This window comes from Oceanobacillus sp. FSL H7-0719 (assembly GCF_045040795.1).
GTDB lineage: Bacteria > Bacillota > Bacilli > Bacillales > Amphibacillaceae > Oceanobacillus.
Genome location: NZ_CP150301.1, coordinates 3,122,845 through 3,140,994, shown reverse-complemented (window position 1 = coordinate 3,140,994; position 18,150 = coordinate 3,122,845). Strand labels below are relative to the sequence as shown.

Annotated in this window: 20 protein-coding genes and 1 riboswitch; of the genes, 8 read left to right on the top strand and 12 right to left on the bottom strand. The window is 37.7% G+C overall.

Annotated features, from left to right (window positions below; translation table 11 throughout):
- Positions 1–50: 50 nt before the first annotated feature.
- From NST93_RS16050 to NST93_RS16040, 3 genes are all read left to right on the top strand, one after another.
- Positions 51–1,250, top strand: coding sequence for a glycine betaine/L-proline ABC transporter ATP-binding protein (locus NST93_RS16050; protein WP_405098747.1), 1,200 nt, complete (start codon positions 51–53; stop codon positions 1,248–1,250).
- The gene (locus tag NST93_RS16045; RefSeq protein WP_405098745.1) at positions 1,243–2,103 is read left to right on the top strand and encodes an ABC transporter permease; all 861 of its coding nucleotides are present in this window, start codon (positions 1,243–1,245) and stop codon (positions 2,101–2,103) included. The genes NST93_RS16050 and NST93_RS16045 overlap by 8 nt, the downstream gene beginning before the upstream one ends.
- Before the next feature lie 83 nt (positions 2,104–2,186).
- Positions 2,187–3,080, top strand: coding sequence for a glycine betaine ABC transporter substrate-binding protein (locus NST93_RS16040; protein WP_405098743.1), 894 nt, complete (start codon positions 2,187–2,189; stop codon positions 3,078–3,080).
- Positions 3,081–3,158: 78 nt separating this feature from the next.
- Here NST93_RS16040 and NST93_RS16035 read toward each other — a convergent pair whose 3' ends face one another.
- The 6 genes from NST93_RS16035 to NST93_RS16010 form a co-directional block, all read right to left on the bottom strand.
- A complete protein-coding gene (locus NST93_RS16035; protein WP_405098741.1) occupies positions 3,159–3,599 on the bottom strand; it encodes a GNAT family N-acetyltransferase in 441 nt (146 codons plus the stop codon).
- 88 nt (positions 3,600–3,687) lie between these two features.
- Positions 3,688–4,623 carry an aldo/keto reductase gene (locus NST93_RS16030; protein WP_405098739.1) on the bottom strand — a complete coding sequence of 312 codons (936 nt, stop codon included), beginning with the start codon at positions 4,621–4,623 and terminating at the stop codon, positions 3,688–3,690.
- Between the two features lie 311 nt (positions 4,624–4,934).
- A complete protein-coding gene (locus NST93_RS16025) occupies positions 4,935–5,279 on the bottom strand; it encodes a hypothetical protein (RefSeq protein ID WP_405098737.1) in 345 nt (114 codons plus the stop codon).
- A 109-nt stretch (positions 5,280–5,388) separates the two neighbouring features.
- Entirely contained in the window at positions 5,389–7,365 is a 1,977-nt protein-coding gene (locus tag NST93_RS16020) for an acetate--CoA ligase (RefSeq protein ID WP_405098735.1), read from the bottom strand.
- Between the two features lie 289 nt (positions 7,366–7,654).
- Positions 7,655–8,239 (bottom strand): hypothetical protein, encoded by a 585-nt coding sequence (locus tag NST93_RS16015; RefSeq protein WP_405098733.1) that lies wholly within the window; start codon positions 8,237–8,239, stop codon positions 7,655–7,657.
- Between the two features lie 331 nt (positions 8,240–8,570).
- Positions 8,571–9,059, bottom strand: a complete 489-nt coding sequence (locus tag NST93_RS16010; protein WP_405098731.1) for a regulatory YrvL family protein — start codon at positions 9,057–9,059, stop codon at positions 8,571–8,573.
- A gap of 166 nt (positions 9,060–9,225) precedes the next feature.
- Positions 9,226–9,379: riboswitch (FMN riboswitch) on the top strand.
- A gap of 368 nt (positions 9,380–9,747) precedes the next feature.
- Here NST93_RS16010 and ribE (NST93_RS16005) point away from each other — a divergent pair.
- From ribE (NST93_RS16005) to ribE (NST93_RS15995), 3 genes are read left to right on the top strand one after another with little or no spacing between them, the layout of a single operon-like run.
- Entirely contained in the window at positions 9,748–10,401 is a 654-nt protein-coding gene (gene ribE / locus NST93_RS16005) for a riboflavin synthase (protein ID WP_405098729.1), read from the top strand.
- 11 nt (positions 10,402–10,412) lie between these two features.
- Positions 10,413–11,027, top strand: coding sequence for a 3,4-dihydroxy-2-butanone-4-phosphate synthase (gene ribB, locus NST93_RS16000; protein WP_405098727.1), 615 nt, complete (start codon positions 10,413–10,415; stop codon positions 11,025–11,027).
- Positions 11,028–11,081: 54 nt separating this feature from the next.
- Positions 11,082–11,546: a 6,7-dimethyl-8-ribityllumazine synthase gene (ribE, locus tag NST93_RS15995; protein WP_405098726.1), complete on the top strand. Its 465-nt coding sequence runs from the start codon at positions 11,082–11,084 to the stop codon at positions 11,544–11,546.
- Between the two features lie 64 nt (positions 11,547–11,610).
- Here ribE (NST93_RS15995) and NST93_RS15990 read toward each other — a convergent pair whose 3' ends face one another.
- Positions 11,611–12,399 (bottom strand): MerR family transcriptional regulator, encoded by a 789-nt coding sequence (locus tag NST93_RS15990; protein WP_405098725.1) that lies wholly within the window; start codon positions 12,397–12,399, stop codon positions 11,611–11,613.
- Positions 12,400–12,886: 487 nt separating this feature from the next.
- Between NST93_RS15990 and NST93_RS15985 the strand changes: the two genes are divergently transcribed.
- A complete protein-coding gene (locus NST93_RS15985; RefSeq protein WP_405098724.1) occupies positions 12,887–13,408 on the top strand; it encodes a GNAT family N-acetyltransferase in 522 nt (173 codons plus the stop codon).
- Between the two features lie 176 nt (positions 13,409–13,584).
- Positions 13,585–14,073, top strand: a complete 489-nt coding sequence (locus NST93_RS15980) for a GNAT family N-acetyltransferase (RefSeq protein WP_405098722.1) — start codon at positions 13,585–13,587, stop codon at positions 14,071–14,073.
- Positions 14,074–14,269: 196 nt separating this feature from the next.
- Here NST93_RS15980 and NST93_RS15975 read toward each other — a convergent pair whose 3' ends face one another.
- The 5 genes from NST93_RS15975 to NST93_RS15955 form a co-directional block, all read right to left on the bottom strand.
- Complete coding sequence (locus NST93_RS15975; RefSeq protein WP_405098720.1) at positions 14,270–14,701, bottom strand: hypothetical protein; 432 nt, start codon at positions 14,699–14,701, stop codon at positions 14,270–14,272.
- A gap of 135 nt (positions 14,702–14,836) precedes the next feature.
- Complete coding sequence (locus NST93_RS15970; protein ID WP_405098718.1) at positions 14,837–15,520, bottom strand: DUF3885 domain-containing protein; 684 nt, start codon at positions 15,518–15,520, stop codon at positions 14,837–14,839.
- Between the two features lie 112 nt (positions 15,521–15,632).
- Positions 15,633–16,223, bottom strand: coding sequence for a nitroreductase family protein (locus NST93_RS15965; RefSeq protein ID WP_405098717.1), 591 nt, complete (start codon positions 16,221–16,223; stop codon positions 15,633–15,635).
- 77 nt (positions 16,224–16,300) lie between these two features.
- The gene (locus tag NST93_RS15960) at positions 16,301–16,765 is read right to left on the bottom strand and encodes a DUF3887 domain-containing protein (protein WP_405098715.1); all 465 of its coding nucleotides are present in this window, start codon (positions 16,763–16,765) and stop codon (positions 16,301–16,303) included.
- A 5-nt stretch (positions 16,766–16,770) separates the two neighbouring features.
- Positions 16,771–18,129, bottom strand: a complete 1,359-nt coding sequence (locus NST93_RS15955; RefSeq protein WP_405098713.1) for a DUF3887 domain-containing protein — start codon at positions 18,127–18,129, stop codon at positions 16,771–16,773.
- Positions 18,130–18,150 lie beyond the last annotated feature (21 nt).

The following is an 18,150-nucleotide window of genomic DNA, read 5'->3' as shown; positions in this document are numbered from 1 at the left end:
CCCAAACGGGCAAGCTATCATAAGCAAATTTTGAGTAAAGAGGTGAAAGGATGCCAATTATAGAAGTAAAAAACCTTACAAAGGTATTTGGCAAAAATATAAAACAAGCATTAAAACTTCTGGATAATGGCCGCAACAAGGAAGAGATTCTCAAAGAAACAGGTGCAACTGTTGGTGTGAATCGTGCAAACTTCTCAGTAGAAGAAGGTGAAATCTTTGTTATCATGGGTCTATCTGGAAGTGGTAAGTCAACTCTCGTACGTTTGATCAATCGTCTGATTGAACCCACACAAGGAAATATTTACATTGATGGGGAAGATCTTGCGACAATGAATAAACAAGCACTTAGAGAGGTACGCCGTAAAAAGCTGAGCATGGTCTTCCAAAACTTTGGTTTATTCCCGCATAGAACTATTTTGGAAAACGCAGCATTTGGCTTAGAGGTACAAAAGATAGATAAACAGGAAAGAGAAAACCGTGCGAAAGAAGCCCTGGAATTAGTTGGTTTAGGAGATTATATTCAACAATATCCAGGTCAATTATCCGGTGGAATGCAACAGAGGGTAGGTCTTGCACGTGCTTTAGCAAATGACCCGACAGTACTCTTAATGGATGAAGCCTTCTCAGCACTTGACCCATTAATCCGTAAAGAAATGCAAGATGAGCTAATCGAATTACAATCTAAAATGAAGAAAACGATTCTTTTTATTACGCATGATTTAGATGAAGCTCTCCGTCTTGGTGACAGAATCGCTTTAATGAAAGACGGAAATATCGTACAAATTGGAACTCCAGAGGAAATACTGGTTAATCCTGCGAATGACTATGTTGAGAAATTCGTTGAAGATGTGGATAAATCAAAAGTATTAACAGCGCAACATATTATGAAGCGCCCAGAAACCGTTCAGATAGAAAAGCATGGTCCACGTGTAGCACTGGAACGTATGCGTGAAGAAGGACTTTCAAGCATCCTTGTAACAGATAAAAATAAACAGCTGCAAGGATATGTTTTAGCTGATGATTTATTGAAAGCTCGTAAAGAAGAAGTGAAAGATTTAAAACAAATCATTCGGACTGATATTCCAAAAGTAGAAAAAGAAACTGCGTTACAGGACATCTTCTCAGTAATTTATGACTCGCAAACGCCAGTAGCTGTAGTAGAAGAAGGAAGACTACTAGGTATTATTGTGCGCGGAGCAGTAATTGCTGCACTAGCAGGTGAAGGCGAGGTGACATCTACACATGCTTAATTCAATTTTAAACTTTATTCCAGAGATTCCGGTTGCACAGTGGACAAAGGACGCCGTAGATTGGATTACGGCAACATTCTCATTTTTATTTGACCCGATTAAAGAGCATTTCGGCAATCTGATGAGTTTTGTATCCGAAGATGTACTGATGAATATTCCTCCTATTATTTTTATTATTATTGTTGCGCTTATTGCCTTCTTTATAACAGGAAAGAAATTCGGTCTAGCTGCATTTTCAATTGTAGGTCTTTGGTTTATTTATAACCAGGGATATTGGGATCACTTAATGAACACCATTACTCTAGTCATTATGGCTAGTTTATTATCCGTAATAATCGGTGTCCCGCTAGGTATTTTAATGGCTAAAAGTAAAGTTGCCTCTACAATCATTACACCAATCCTTGACTTTATGCAGACAATGCCTGCTTTCGTATATTTAATACCGGCTGTAGCATTTTTCGGAATTGGTATGGTTCCCGGTGTCATTGCATCACTAATCTTTGCAACTCCACCAACTGTTCGTTTTACGAATCTAGGTATCCGTCAGGTTTCAAACGAATTAGTTGAAGCTGCTGATGCATTTGGAAGTACCGGCAGTCAAAAACTGTTTAAAGTGGAACTTCCGATGGCAAGACCAACAATTATGGCAGGGATTAACCAAACAGTAATGCTTTCCTTATCCATGGTTGTTATTGCTTCTATGATTGGTGCACCTGGACTGGGAAGAGAAGTACTATCTGCCTTACAGCGGTCACAAGTTGGACCAGGATTTGTATCCGGGGTTGGTATTGTTATTCTAGCAATCATTATTGATCGTATGACACAAAACTTAAGTAAAGAGAAAGAAAAATAATCGTTGGTATCTTTTCTAATAAGAAAGGTTTCCATATAGATATACAAAATCTTTAAAATTATTTGAAGGGGTGTTTTTTAGACATGAAATTTAATTGGAAACGTCTAGCTCTGATTTCAGGTTTGTCTTTAGCATTATTTGCTGCAGGTTGTGGTTCGTCTGATGATGATTCAGGTGCAGATTCTGATAGTGCCACTGGTGTAGATGGAGAAGTTGAATTAACATATGTTGAATGGGATACTGAAGTCGCTTCAACACATGTTATTGGTCAAGTACTTGAAGAATTGGGTTATGATGTAACATTAACACCTTTAGACAATTCAGTTATGTGGGAAGCTGTAGCAAGCGGTGAGGCTGATGGAATGGTCGCTGCTTGGTTACCAGGGACGCACGGTGCACAGTTTGAAGAGTACGGTGATCGCATGGTTGATTTAGGACCAAACCTAGAAGGCGCTAAAATTGGTCTAGTAGTTCCATCTTATATGGATGTTGATTCTATAGCTGATTTATCAGACGAAGCAGACAAGACAATCACAGGTATTGAACCTGGCGCTGGAGTTGTAGCAGCTTCTGAACGAACAGTAGAAAATTATGACAATTTAGATGGCTGGGAAGTACAAACTTCCTCAAGTGGTGCAATGACAACGGAGCTTAGAACGGCTTATGAAAATGAGGAAGATATCATTGTTACTGGCTGGTCTCCACACTGGAAATTTCAGACATATGATTTAAAATATCTGGAAGATCCTGAAGGAACATTTGGTGAAGCTGAAACAATCAATACAATGGTCCGCGAAGGCTTAGAAGAAGACCTTCCAGAAGCTTATCAAGTTCTAGATAATTTTAACTGGACAACAGATGATATTGAAGCTGTAATGCTTGATATTACTGAAGGAACAAGCCCTGAGGATGCTGCAGCATCTTGGATTGAAGAAAACCAGGATAAAGTAGCTGAATGGACAGAAGGAATTGAATAATCAGGACTTGTTAAAGAGCAGATATCTCGAGGATATCTGCTCTTTTTTCTCTGCAATTATCCCTCGCAGATATGTCTTTCACAGCTCCTTTTCAAGGATAATCTTTGCCTCTCCCTCTTTATCCGTATAGATGCCAATGATATCAAATCCACTTTGGATATTTAATAAAAGTATCGCCCTCCATTTATTCTTAGTATGGGTCCGTACAACATTGTATCCTTTTTCTTTTAAAAGTCTATGTTGCCGCTCCATTAACTTGGAAGCAATCCCCTGCCTCTTATAATCATCTTCAACACCACCTAACCAACTATAAAATTGATTGCTATTTAGAGCATAGCCAATCTTATAGCCGACAATCTGTTGATGATTTAGTGCTAGATCAATAATTAATCCTGACTTTTCCTCCATTCTGCTAACTAAATCATAGGATTTTCCAAATATGGTTGTATGCAGTCTTAACATTCCATCCAATATATCTCCACCAGGAATTCTGTGATATGTAACATATTGTATCTCCAACTTTATACTCCCCCGTCCCATTTTATGTAAAAAATAGACTGACCCATCTAACTGAGTCAGCCATTTTATTTCACATTTCTTCTTCGTTTTATCTCTTAAATATCCGGTCAATTGTTTCAATTTCATTACTCGTTAACGATACATCATTCGTTTTTAAATTACTTTGTACTTGTTCCGCATTTTTCACCCCAGGAATAATGACATCGATTGCGTCTCTTGTTAAGTACCAAGCAAGCACAACATTTGCAACTTCGGTTCCTTTTTCATAAGCGATTTTACGTATTTGTTCCACTTTCTCAAGATTGTTTGCAAATGCTTCACCTTGGAAGTACGGCAGGCCTCCACGCATATCATTGAACTGTGAGTCTTTATTATATTTTCCTGTTAATAATCCAGCTACAAGGGGGAAGTATTGGATGAATGAGAGATTACTTTCTGCAGCATATGGCAGTAATTCTTTTTCAGCACTGCGATTCAGCAAACTGTATTCTCCTTGATAAACATCAACATATCCATCCTGATTCGCTTCTTTTATCTGTTCCATCGAAAAGTTAGACAAGCCAATCGCTCTAATTTTCCCTTCGTCTTTCAATTCCTTTAGCGCTCCTACCGCTTCTGCCTTTGGCGTGTCCTCATCTGGATAATGAATATAGATTAAATCAATATAATCCGTTTTTAAGCGCTTTAGACTGTTCTCTACTTCTTGTTTTAAATAAGAAGGTGCATTATTATTTGACATTCCATCATCCGTGAAAACAGGAGAAACCTTTGTAGCAATCACTAAATCCGAACGTTTTCCAGTTTCCTCTACAATCTCACCAATTAGTTCTTCTGAACGCCCTTTCCCATAAAGATAGGCTGTATCAATAAAGTCAATACCATGATTGATTGCAAAACGGACCGCTTCTCTTCCTGCATCTTCATCTAAGTTTGGAAAAAGATTATGACCACCAATTTTATTCGTCCCCATACCAACCGGATTTACAACGAGATCTGTTTTACCAATTTGTACTTTGTTTGTCATTCTAGCACTCCTTCAATGGTATTGATGATTTAGATAAATAGCGCTTATCCGCGAGCTTCTTTAATAAACGATATTTTCAAAAAATTTCATCAAGCTCATTATAAATCAGGAATTTACTTGAAGCAATCGATATGTCCATTTTTATGTTAGTCAACTTGTCCACCGTTGAATTTTATTAGGACAGATTACATCGTATTATGCAGGGGCAAAAATAAGGAGATGAACATGTTTCGATATTTTAAGTAAACTGCTGATTACTTTCATTCAGTACTCCAGCCTTCTTCCTCTTTCCCGCGTAATTCATAGATATGTTAGCTCTCTTTTCGAACGGTCAAAAATTCAGTTGTTGAGATTAAATCAATTCTATGACCGTCTTTTATATAAATCGTCGATGCTCCTTCCCTGTCTTCCTCTTTCCATCCTTTAAATTTAATAACCATTTTGTAATGCTTCGGAATTCCATGCTCTTCCGAAGCAGGGGGCCAGCTATAATTATTTGCTATATCATCTTCACTGGCTATTTGGGCACTTTTTGGTATTGGAAAATGAAAGAATTTCTCGTTCTCCTCATAAGCAGATAGAATAGCAATACAAACAACTGCAGATCCGACTATAAGAATTACAGCTATGAACCCAATCACTTTATTCTTCTTCATCTTTTTCCTCATCTCTTTCCAAATACCTGACTGAAAATAATTTCTTATTTACCAGAAGGGAAGACCCGTCACTGGATCTCATCCCCCCAGTGACGGGTCTTTTTTATAGTTATACTTTTGATCCATTATTTGTAGAAACAACTTCAATTACATGTTCAACCGCTGTGGGATCCTCCAGACCTGTTACATCACCTGCAACATTCCCTTTTACTTGAATTTCTTTTAAAAGACGACGCATAATCTTGCCGCTGACTGTTTTCGGCATTGATTCTACGAAGATAATATCTCGAGGGCGAGCAAGCTGCCCTACACCTCTAATGATACTTTGCTCTATCTTTTCTTTCAGCTCTTCATCGGGACTATAGCCATCTGACAATGTTGCAAAAACAACCGGAACCTCTCCCTTGATTTTATCTGGTGCCCCAATTACCGCAACCTCTGAAACACCTGTACACTCCAAAGCTGCATTTTCAATTTCCATTGTACTTAGCCGGTGACCGGAAACATTAAATGCATCATCTGAACGGCCAACAACCCAGAAGTATCCGTCTTCATCCTCTAAAGCAATATCACTTGCATAATAATTTCCTTCTACCTGGCTAAAGTACTTTTCATAATATAATTCAGGCTCATTCCACAGTGTACGGCAAAGCATTGGAAATGGCTTTCGAATAACCAGATTTCCTAAAGTGCCCTTGGGAACGGGTTTTCCTTCATCATCGACAATTCCCACATCAGCTCCTAAAAATTGTACACCGGCAGAACCAGGCTTCATCGGTGTGAGCCATGCTGCTCCAGCAATTGGACATCCTGCAGTTTCCGTTTGTCCCCATGTATTATTTACACAGATTTCCCCGCCGCCAAACACATCACGAGTCCAGTGCCATGTTTCCGGATCAAATGGTTCACCAACCAATGATACAACATCAAGACAAGAAAGATCATAAGGTTCAAGCGCCTTTTCACCAAGACTGCGCAGCATTCGCAATGCAGTTGGTGCTGTAAACAGTTTATTTACTCGATACTTATCAATAATCTGATAGAAACGATCTTGTTCAGGGTAATTCGGGGCTCCTTCGTAAACAACAGTTGTAACCCCATTTGCCAAGGAACCAACCACTCCCCAAATGTGCATCGTTAACCAGCCGACATCAGCAGTACACCAAAAGACATCGTCTGGATGATGATCCATATGATATTTTGCATAAATATAATTTTGGACAACGAATGCCATTCCAGCATGCACAACCCCTTTAGGCTTGCCTGTTGTCCCGCTTGTATAGAAAACAATGCCTGGCTCATTGGCCTCAACAGGAACTGCTTCAAAGTGAATGGAGGCCTTGCTTGTTTCTTCATGCCACCAGTAATCTCTCCCTTTTTCCATAGCCGGATCTGTCCCTAAACGATTAACAACAACGACTGCATCAGCACTTGGAATAGATTCGATTACATGATCGACTTTTTCTTTAAGCGGAATCACTTTGCCGCGCCGTAAGCCTGCATCAGCAGTAACGATTACTTTCGGCTCATAACTCGATAATCTATCTTTTAAAGACTGTTCAGAGAAACCGGAAAAGATTGTACTATAGACAGCTCCAATACGGAAGCAAGCGAGAATAGCAATAAATGATTCTGCTAGATTAGGAAGGAATATGGCAACTGGATCCCCTTTTCTTACACCTAAGGAATGAAGAACATTAGAGAAACGGTTGACTTCTGCAAGCAGCATTTGATAGGTATAAAAGCTTGTTTTCCCATCTTCCCCCTCCCAAATCAGAGCAGTTCGGTTACCTGCCCCATTTGCAATATGGCGATCCAACAGATTGTAGCAGGGATTGCTGATGCCTCCCTGGAAAAATTCAAAGTCCGGCAGGTTTCCACTCATTGTGTTCTCCCATGGCTCAAACCAATGAAGTTCCGCTGCAATATCATTCCAAAAGGCCTCTGGGTTCTCCTGAGACTTCTTTAATAAACTCTGAAATGCTTCACTGCTTCCCAGATTTGTCGCCGCCTGCTTCTCCTTATCCGGATAGACAAGCTGACTTTTTTTAATTATTTCATGGATTCCGCCTTCATCTGTACTCAATCGAATCTCCTCCTCTATTAGCTGCTCTCCCATAACTAGAATCTATTTTGAGTATCTAACCCCTCGAATGTAAACGTTATCAATATTATGTTGCAGTTATTAGAAAATATAGATTCTTGGGATATATTAATATTTACAATATATCATTACTGCTTCGTTTGTCAATCAAACTTCTATCCTTATTTATTGTGGTTTTGTAGACTGTTCATTGCCTTCTTTCTCGCTATATTATATTCTTTTTTAAAAAACCCTTTAGCCAATATATCTAAAGGGAAGAATTTATTATTCTTTACATGAAAACCATATCCACTGGAGATTCAATCATATTTTGAGAACGCTGTTTCGTCGCTTCTTTAGGATAATCCTTAAGCCTTCCCCGATATACTAAATTTATATTATCCAAAGCCTGTAAGTCAGTTGGGGTAATGAAGGAAATTGGCATAATCAAATCTATATCGTCACTTTGCATCAATACAGAGGCAACAAATTCAGAACAGAAAAAGGCATTTTCTCTTTTTAATTGTATATTTAATATGATTGCGAATAAACCAATTAAATTATAGCGATAGTTTTCCTTTTGAGATTCTATTTTATTGATATATCGCTTCATTTTATAATAATCTGCTTCCTTCACTGCTAAGCAATAGATAGCACAGTTCGCATGTTTAAATAGACCTTCATTTATATTTTCTTTAACGAATCCTCCAATAAACGGGTTTCTCGGATTTTTCCTTCCAAAACTATAAAGCTCAATTAATGCTTCATCAAAGGAAATAGATGCATGGTTATACGGGGTTCTTGTATATAATTTGATTGTTTTCGTAAGGATTGTACCTGTATCAGTGAAAAGTAAATAGACTTTTTTGACAGTCATTATAACTCTCTCCCTGCCTTCCAAAAAATTCAAAGCACTCTTTATTTTGCTCTATTATCATCATAAAGAGATTTGCAAGGTCTTATAATGAGCCTGAGATTTATTTACAGATAGGACTTGGGGCGTATTTTACGCCTTTTAAACAGACTCGTGCAAAATTGCAAGTAGTCTGTTCCTTAATTGCTGATGACTTTCTCTAAATATAGCAGAGTACATTTACGTACCAATAGCAATAGATGCAACTCCATGAAATCTTTATTCGACTTCTGCAAACAATTCTGTCTTTATCAGCATATAAACGAATTGCTCTGCTTGTCTTAAATCCACTATATTACTTTTCTCTTTCATCTTTATCTTCAAATACAATTTCAGCTACAGCAATTAACAACGCAACAATTAGCTCTGCTTGCAGAGAAAGCGTAATGCTGTTCATATACTCATCAACCGTAAATAAGACAAGCCAGTTTGATGTCGTCTCAATGCATAACCGCATGACAATACGCTGCACTTTCCCAGTAACCTGGCGAGCAAGCAGCAAATAGACTACCTTGAAAAATAACTCATAAAAGATGCTTAAAATTAAAACACTTATAACAAAAATAACTAGGGACCAAACAGAGTCATATTGTACTCCAAGAAGCATAAAGACACCTGCCAGGCCAAAAAAGTACATTCCAAATACAAAGGCAATTAGAAACACAATCAGCAATGTTATTCCTGCTATAGTTGCTATTTTTTCTTTTCTATTCATATCCCGAAAAGCTGCTTCCGATTCTCCATCCTCAGATGTTTTAATCTGTTTTTCATTATGACTCGACATACAGATGCTCCCCTTACTTCATACTCACTATATATAATTGTACGAATATACTGGTGTTAAGTTTCAAATCTAATAGATATCTTTAGTAGAAAATGAGGCAAAGCAAAAGTTTCTCTAATTGATAGATGATATTGAATATGATACGTTAAGGGAAGCATATTTTTTTTAATAATTTCGGGGCAAGGTGAAATTCCTTACCGACGGTGATCAAGTGCAATGCTTGTTAGTCCGTGACCCGTTCTTCTATGTGCAATCAGAAGACGGTGGAGCTGGTGAAACTCCGGCACCGACAGTTACAGTCTGGATGGGAGAAGTTTTTAAGAAAATTATATGCCATGCCGATTCATGATACTCTCTTTTAAAAAAGAAAGGAGCTGCGAATCGTTTATTAAAATAGAGGAATAGTTAGATCGTGCATTTTTATTAGCTGCGGTAACTCATTTTTACCATTACTCCTAATGGCAGCATGCATGTATGGAAAATTGAATTTATAGATGGAAAAACTCCGATGCACTGAAGCATATTTCCATTGTTCATCAGTCTTATCATGCATATTTTTTATTGAGAAGCCGTACTCAATAACACTCTTTCCTGACCACCCAATCGCCCCGCGGTGGAAAGAATTCAACATAAACTTTTTAAAAAAATTAACAGAGAAGGAAGATTTCCTAAAGGAGGTTTTATACCCTTGTTTACCGGTATTGTGGAAGAAATTGGAACAATCCAATCAATAAAGCGCAATCCCAACTCTTTGCAATTTAAAATTGCCTGTACAAAAGTACTGACAGATGTAAAGTCAGGAGACAGTATAGCAGTCAATGGTGTATGTCTTACTGTGAATGAGCATCAGTCTGCCTCTTTTACAGCCGACGTAATGCCAGAAACTGTCAAAGCAACAACACTCCACAGTTTGCAAATAGGAAGCCCTGTTAATTTGGAACGTGCAATGGCAGCAAACGGCCGATTTGGCGGTCACTTTGTCAGTGGCCATGTCGATGGGACCGGCGAGATTATTGCTGTGCGCCGTCATGAAAACGCGAAATATTTAGAAGTAAAGACAGAGCAGCATTTACTGAATTACTTTATTGAAAAAGGCTCTGTTACGGTTGATGGAACTTCTTTAACAATATTTGAAGTGACGAAAGATGGGTTTGTCATATCATTAATCCCTGTAACCCAAGCAGACTCAGTTATTGGTCAGAAGCAAGTTGGTGATTATCTTAATATCGAATGCGATATGCTCGCAAAATATATGGAAAAGCTCTTAGCGAAACGAACGGAAAAAACAGCTGGTGCGGTGTCAATGACCACACTGGCCGAAAATGGATTTTTAAATGGATGAGGTGAATAAAATTGTATGCGACAGTAGATCAAGCAGTCGAAGAATTAAAAAAAGGCAAAGCGATTATCGTTGTAGATGATGAAAATAGGGAAAATGAAGGTGACTTCCTGGCATTAGGGAAATTTGCATCACCTGAAATGATTAACTTCATGGCAAGTGAAGGGAAAGGTTTGATTTGCGCTCCGATTGAAGCAGACAAAGCGAAGCAGCTCGCCCTTTCATTAATGGCACCAGAAAACAGTGATCCATACCGCACTGCATTTACCGTGTCAATCGACCATGTTTCCACCCATACTGGAATTTCAGCATTTGAACGTTCAACAACCATTCTTAATATGCTGAGCTCTGAGGCTAAGCCCGCAGACTTCAATAAGCCTGGACATGTCTTTCCTCTCATCGCAAAACAGGACGGTGTATTGGAGCGTCCTGGTCACACAGAGGCCGCGATTGATCTGGCAAAGCTTGCTGGTGCTGAGCCGGTTGGTGTAATCTGTGAGATTATGAGCCCTGATGGGACAATGGCCAGAGGCGAACAGCTACAGAGAGTTGCTGAACGTTTTGACTTAGTTATTCTGACAATCAAAGACTTAGTAAGTTACCGCAAGACAAGGAAAGCTTTGGCTTAATATTAAGGATTTAAAATAAGTGGAATTTAAACATATCTTAAAAGGAGCAGCATAATGAATACAATTTATGAAGGTCATTTAGTAGGAACGGATTTGAAAATTGGGATTGTAGTTGCAAGATTTAATGACTTTATTACAGGAAAGCTGTTAAGCGGCGCAGAAGACGCCCTGCGCAGACATGGTGTAAACGAACAGGATATTCATGTTGCATGGGTGCCTGGTGCTTTTGAGATTCCTGTGATTGCGAAAAAGATGGCAGCTTCCAATAAATATGATGCAATCATTACACTTGGCACAGTAATTCGCGGCTCAACACCGCATTTTGACTATGTCTGTAATGAAGTGGCAAAAGGTGTTTCCGCGATTAATCTGCAGGAAGGGATTCCCGTTATTTTCGGTGTTATCACCACTGATACGATTGAACAGGCAGTTGAAAGAGCTGGTACGAAAGCTGGAAACAAAGGCTGGGATGCCGCTGTATCTGCCATTGAAATGGCGAACTTGATAAAGCAAATATAAATCGTTTCTTATTAAAGCCCACCAAGATATCAGATATTGGTGGGCTTCTATCATACAGTTAAAATTAATTTTCACTTTTAAAATACAATTCCTTCATTACCTCGCCAATTTTTATTAAATATGCATCTTGTTCAGGGGTCAGCATCGTAGGAAACTGAAAATCTACTGTTTCTTGTTCCATTCGTTTCTGCGCTTTTTCCAGTTCTTCTGCAAATGCCTCTGTATCTTCCATATGCCTTGTCGCCATTTCGGTAAGTTCCGTTAGCACTTCAAAAGCTTCTGGTGAGCTTGGAGAAACATCCTCCTGCATTAACTTCTTTAATTTGGCTAACCAATCTAACATTTCTATATCCAGCTGCTGTTGATACTCTTTTGACAATGAAAAGTACTGGTTAGCGATGTCTTCTGAAAAATACTCTTTAGCCCACTCCTTTAAGTCCTGCCCGTGTTCCATTTGAAAAAGTAATGAGCTTAGAATCTTCCATGTGATGGATTTCTCCTTCTCAAGCAAATGCTGCACTTTTTCTACAGCTTCAATTGCCCGATTGAGTTCATTCCTCTTTTCTGTCAATAACTTATGCTGCCAAGGCAATGACTTTTTTAGCTGTGTTGCAGCATCAGCCTCATCATCTATTAAATCCTTAATCTCCTGTAATGAATAACCAATAAACTTTAGGGATTGAATTTGTTGAAGCTTCGCCAATTCTTTTAATCCATAGAGTCTATAACCGGAGCTATTTTGTTCTGTTGGTACCAACAACCCTAATTCCTCATAAAAACGCAATGTCCTTACAGTTATTCTTGCCCGCTTGCTAAATTCACTGATTGTAAATAATGGTGCCTCATTGTCCATACAATCATCCCTCCATATTAATGATAAATCCAACTTAACATGTAACGTAACGTGGGGCGCAAGCTAAAATTGTTCATTCTTATTTTTAAAAGTAAATGTTTAAAATGCATTCTCCAGATTATTAAGCAAAATGGGAATTGAGATCCAGGACCATTAATAGAAATGGCATTATCATTCGATAAAAATTGAATCTGTGGGTTAGATATGATGAATTCAATAAGGCTGGTTCGTGCTGTTTCTTTAAATAGAATTTTAATATTTAGTTAAGTTTGATAAATGTTAAAAAAATTTGGTAAGATGTGATTAATACTTTGATTTAATTCCTCTTAAAAGTAGAGACAGGATACTCATTTCAAGATATTTAACAAACAGGAGTTATTCACTCAAGAAGGATTTAATACTTTATTTTTATAAATTACCCACTGTTATAAGGCTAGAGACGAATACTAATATTTTCTTGTATTGACAAAGGGAATGAGAAGAATATATGAATATTAATCCTGTATCAATTAGAAATATGAAACATACTGATTATGAAGTAATGGCTCAATGGCTAAGTACAAAAGAAGTTTTAGAGTTCTATGGAGATGTGAATTCTCCATTTACATTGCAACAAGTTAAGAATAAATATGAACCAAGAGTGAATGGTGATATACCTGTAATCCCTTATATCGTTGAGTTAGATAAGACTCCTATCGGTTTTATGCAACAATATAAATTAAAAGAGGAAAAACAAAAAGAATTTGGATATCCTAAAAGTTTAACTGTTTATGGAATTGATCAATTTATTGGTTATCCAAATATTTTTAATAAAGGTATTGGGACTGAAATGATAAGAATATTCATTAAAAATATTTCTCACCATAAAGATGTCGATATAATTATTTTAGACCCTGCTGTGACCAACTTAAGGGCAATAAGATGTTATGAAAAATGCGGATTCAGAAAGCTTAAAAAAATTAATAACAAAACAAATTGGTTAATGGAGTATAGAATTAACCATAGATAATCTTTTCCATCTTCAACTTTCTCAGATGGATTCAATTTTCTCTAACTGATGCGATTCTTGGAGCAGGAGAATATACTTTTTTATTGAGACACGGGACAGGTTTGTTTAATAAATGGAACATAAAAAAAGAGAAACAATTTTAGTTATTACATGCTGTTTTAAGGGGATGATTCTAATTGTTTGAAACAAAAAGATGTTTTATTAGTACCTTGCAAAAATCTGATTGCGTTGATGTGAGAGAATTATTCATAAATCAGAAGGTTAGAAAATTTCTTGGCGGCATACGACAGAAAGATTCAATTAAGGCAGTATTGGACGAAATGCTTCACCCGGGTGATGACTCTTTTTATTGGGCTGTAAGAGAAAAACATACAGATCAATTCATCGGGTTAGTTTCTCTTAATCCTCATCACGATAGCATTTACCTTGAAGTCTCATATCAATTTTTACCGAATTGGTGGGGAAAAGGTTATGCAACGGAAGTGATTCAGTTAATAATTATCTTTGCTTTAAATGAATTAAGTCTTTCAAAAGTAGTCGCCGAAACCCAAACTGCTAATACGTCCTCTTGCAGGCTCTTAGAAAGATTAGGTATGAAATTAGAAAAAACGATTAAAAGGTTTGGAGCTGAGCAAGCCATTTATTCTATTAGTCGTTCTAATTAAAAGCGAAGAAATGTCCCCAGAAATAATCAACCACTGTTATAAATCTCTTGCTGTACAAAAGTATAGAATCCATTGTGACCAATGTTTTTCAAAATGGATTCTTCTGTTTACCCTAGTCCAAGCATTTATGCTATTTTCCCTCAATTTTTATGTCTTATCTGCTTCTGCATAGAACCAGTCATATCTTTTCACTAGGTTATCTGCTGAATAACTTAAAACCCGAAATAATAGTAACAATTGCAAGCAGAGGTAAACGCAGCCATGCCATATACAGCCAAAACTCTCCTCCATAAACAGCAACGGGATCAGCCCCGTATTCATCCACATATATAGCAGTGTTCCAGAATAATTTTAATGAAATAATTAATGCAATGAAACTCAGTATAAAAATACCAATGTTTGTTTTTCTATTTCCTGCATTCCCTTTTTCTTCCGAGTTCATAAAGTACAGCACAGCAAAAATACAGATAAGCATGGATACGAGTGCTATATTGAAGTACATTGCGGAAACAGCAATGCCAATCAGAGCGCCGGTTACAATTGCAATGAACTTGTCGCCAGATAGATAGTACATGTATTTGTATATCTGTTTTTCATGCTTAAGATATAATTGTTTAAACGCATCCAATTAGTTACCTCCCTTCAAAACTATCTAGTATATGAGTGTCTTTGGAGTCTAAAATGTTACATCCTATTTTAAAGCTCAAAAAAAGGCCGTTTTTATGTTACCACCTCTTTTTTTCTATCATACTATGTAAATATCCTATTCCTTATTAAACCTCTCTGCAATCTCTTCACGATAATGCTCTTCCACCCAATTGTGGTATTTAGTATACAATTTCCGAATCATTTCGATGTCACTTGCAATCACTTCACACTCTCTGTCATCATACATATAAAAAATAAGATTTCGCGTACTGTTCACAAAAAACACATCCGGTTCATACAAACCATACGGATTGTGCAGCCTTGGTTTTGATGGGGGAAAGTCCTGATGACTTATTGCCTTTAGTAATAAAGAAGTCTGAACGTCCTGTTTACGGCAATTTAAAGAGAACTGAGCAGTGTATTTCTCCAGGTGGTCCTCTTCATCTTCAAATATAAAGGGTAGCGTTATCTGTTTCAAATGCGAGCGAACCGCTTTATTTTTTATATAATGATGATATACGTTCATTTTATTATTGCTTTCCCTTTTGGAATCCTTACGCTGATAAAGATTTGTCACTAAAAAAATTTCATCCTCCGGTACAAATAATTCATTAAATATTGTGTTCGCTTGATTATGAACCATATGAAAATACTCTGGATTTAATTCATCTGATGCATTTTTAAATGGGGAAAGACTTTCAGCCAATTCAAAATGGATTCCTATATCCCATTGATGATAAAGACCCGGCTTCAACTCCACTCCCGGGAAATTCATCTCCATATATTCTCTTAATTCCATTTGCAATAGTCTCCATTCAATCTTATCTAAAAGTAAAAAAGCACTTTCTAAACAGTATACTGGAAAACATACCATTTCAGAAAGTGCTCTTCCCTCTTATTCAATGTCTTATTTACTTTTCTCCAAATTTGCCATTAAAGATAAAATCACCTAGAGGCTTGCGGTTATTCGGCTGTTCCCGCTCCTGAAGCAATTCAGATAGTTTTTCCTTATCATCCTGATAGCCAATTGCAACAAGTGCTTCAATATGGCAATCTTCAGGGATTTCAAGAGCTTCTCTTGCTTTATCAAAATCAAAGCCTGTCATTGGATGTGTAACAAGGCCTTTTTTATTCGCCTGTAATGCAAGGTATCCCCATGCCGCTCCAGTGTCAAATGAGTGTGAGCGAAAAGCTTTTCCATCATCATTTACTTTTTTAGAAAGAATTAATGATAATACTGGTGCTTTCTCACACCAATTTAAATTAAACTCATTAATGAAAGAATGGAAAACTTCTCTTTCTTCAACTGTTTGGGCAATAATAAATCTCCAGGGCTGAAAATTGAATGCAGAAGGTGCCCAGTGTGCAGCCTCAAATAAAGCGAGCACAGTATCTTCTGGAACTTCCTTTTCTGAAAATGATCGTGGTGACCAGCGATTAAGAAACATTTCATCAATATCGTATTCAGATGTTCTGTATGTTTTTATGTCTGTTTGAATCATTATGTAACTCCTCCTTATACGATATTCATCATACAAAAAAAGTTCGTTTAATTAAAGTAATTGAACTTCCAGGCTATCTATTGCACATAAAACCCGGCAATTTGCTGATTTTCATCAAAAGTCACTTGGAATGTTACATCTGCATCATTGAATATACCGGTAATGAGTACAACCTGGTAGCCATCAGCCTCTTCTACTTTATTAAATTCCTGCTCAATGAAATTACCAATTTGGCTGTTCAGGTCTTTCCAAATTCCCTCTAAATCTGCAGCAGTCACTTGCTCATTCATCGTTTCATCAAACTTTTCTGTTGCTCCTTCAAACTTTCCTTCATTCAACTGTTCAATGAAGGTCTTAGCCATCTCCATTTGTTCTTCATTCCCTTGGCTGTCAGCCACAGCCTCATCTTTTGTATCTGTTTCCACTTCGGTATTTTCCTGTTCTGCTGCACCGCCATCAGCCGAATCCTCCTCTTGAGTACAGCCTGCTAACAAAACCAATACAGCAGCCAGCAACAATCCAATCCATTGAAACCTTTTCATAAATATCACTTCTCCTCTTTATTTTCTAAAATCCATACTCCAATATCCTTTATCACCTGATTATCGACCTCATTTGCAGTTTCATACTCTGCAACTGTTCCCTTATTCGGTCCATCGTAATCCACAAAAAAATGATTCAGATTAGGGTAGCTGACAAAGGCTGTATTTTCCCGTCCCTTTAATAGAGTTTTCCAAAGCGCAAAATCCTTTTCATGATATACCTGAAAGTCGTCCTCTCCCTGGAGAAGGAGTACAGGCTTATCATGTTTTAAAAGAATTGCTGCTGCATCATACTGGTCCATTTCTTTTAGATAATAGCCATTCACACCAAAAACAGTCATTTCTTGTGTTTCCTTATCTGACAGATTCTGTAATTGCTTCGCCTTTTCATATTCTTCTTCAATAAGCTGCTCTTGTTTCTCCTTCTCCTCTTCATCCATTTTGCTTCTTTTCAATACAGCTTTATTTTGATCATAAACGATTTCCCATAACGAACGTGGTGAACCGGCAAGGATAATCATACCTCTGTAATCTCCGCCTTGGGCATCCATCCGTGGCGCAAGCATACCTCCTAGACTATGCCCGATTAGAAACACATTACTGTCATCTATTCGCTCATCCTTTTTCACCAGTTCTGCAGCTAAAATTGCATCTTCAATGGTTTCCTCAAATACAGTCAGCTTAAGACTTGCTTGTACCATTTTTTCTGCATGCGTAAATGTTCTTTTATCATAACGAATTACTGCAATCCCCTGTTCTGCTAAACCCCAAGCAATATCACGGAAAGGTTTATAGGCAAAAACAGTCTCATCCCGGTCACTGGGACCTGAACCCTGGACCAGGACAACTGCCGGAAGATTCTTCTGATTTCCCTTTGGAAGCGTAAGTGTTCCGCCAAGCTCATAATCTGTACCTTCCCCAATAATGATCTCTTCTTCTATGATAGAGGCAGGAAGATTGGCGTCAGCGACAACATCAGATAAATTTAGCCCGCTTAAATGGCGGTTTTCATTAAAAATCATTCTAATATCAGCAGCTGCATCTGTATAAACCACTTCTCCCTCAATAATTTCTAAGTTTTCTCCGTGCTTTTTCAATTGCAGTGATTGAACTTCAACAAATTCTCCACCCGTTTCAATAAGCTGCTCCCATTCTTTCTCAAGTTCCTCTTGAGCCAGGGACGCTCGTAAATCGTTCGTGAAATATTCCTCATAGACAGTTTGATACTCTCCAGCGCGCAGTAAATCAATAATATGCAGAGCAAGCTCTTCAGCTGATTGTTCTGTAGCATCATCCACACATGCCGTAAATAAAATAACAAGCAGTAACAAGCTCCAGACCGCTCTCCTCTTCCCTTTACTCATTCACATGCCTCCATAACTTCT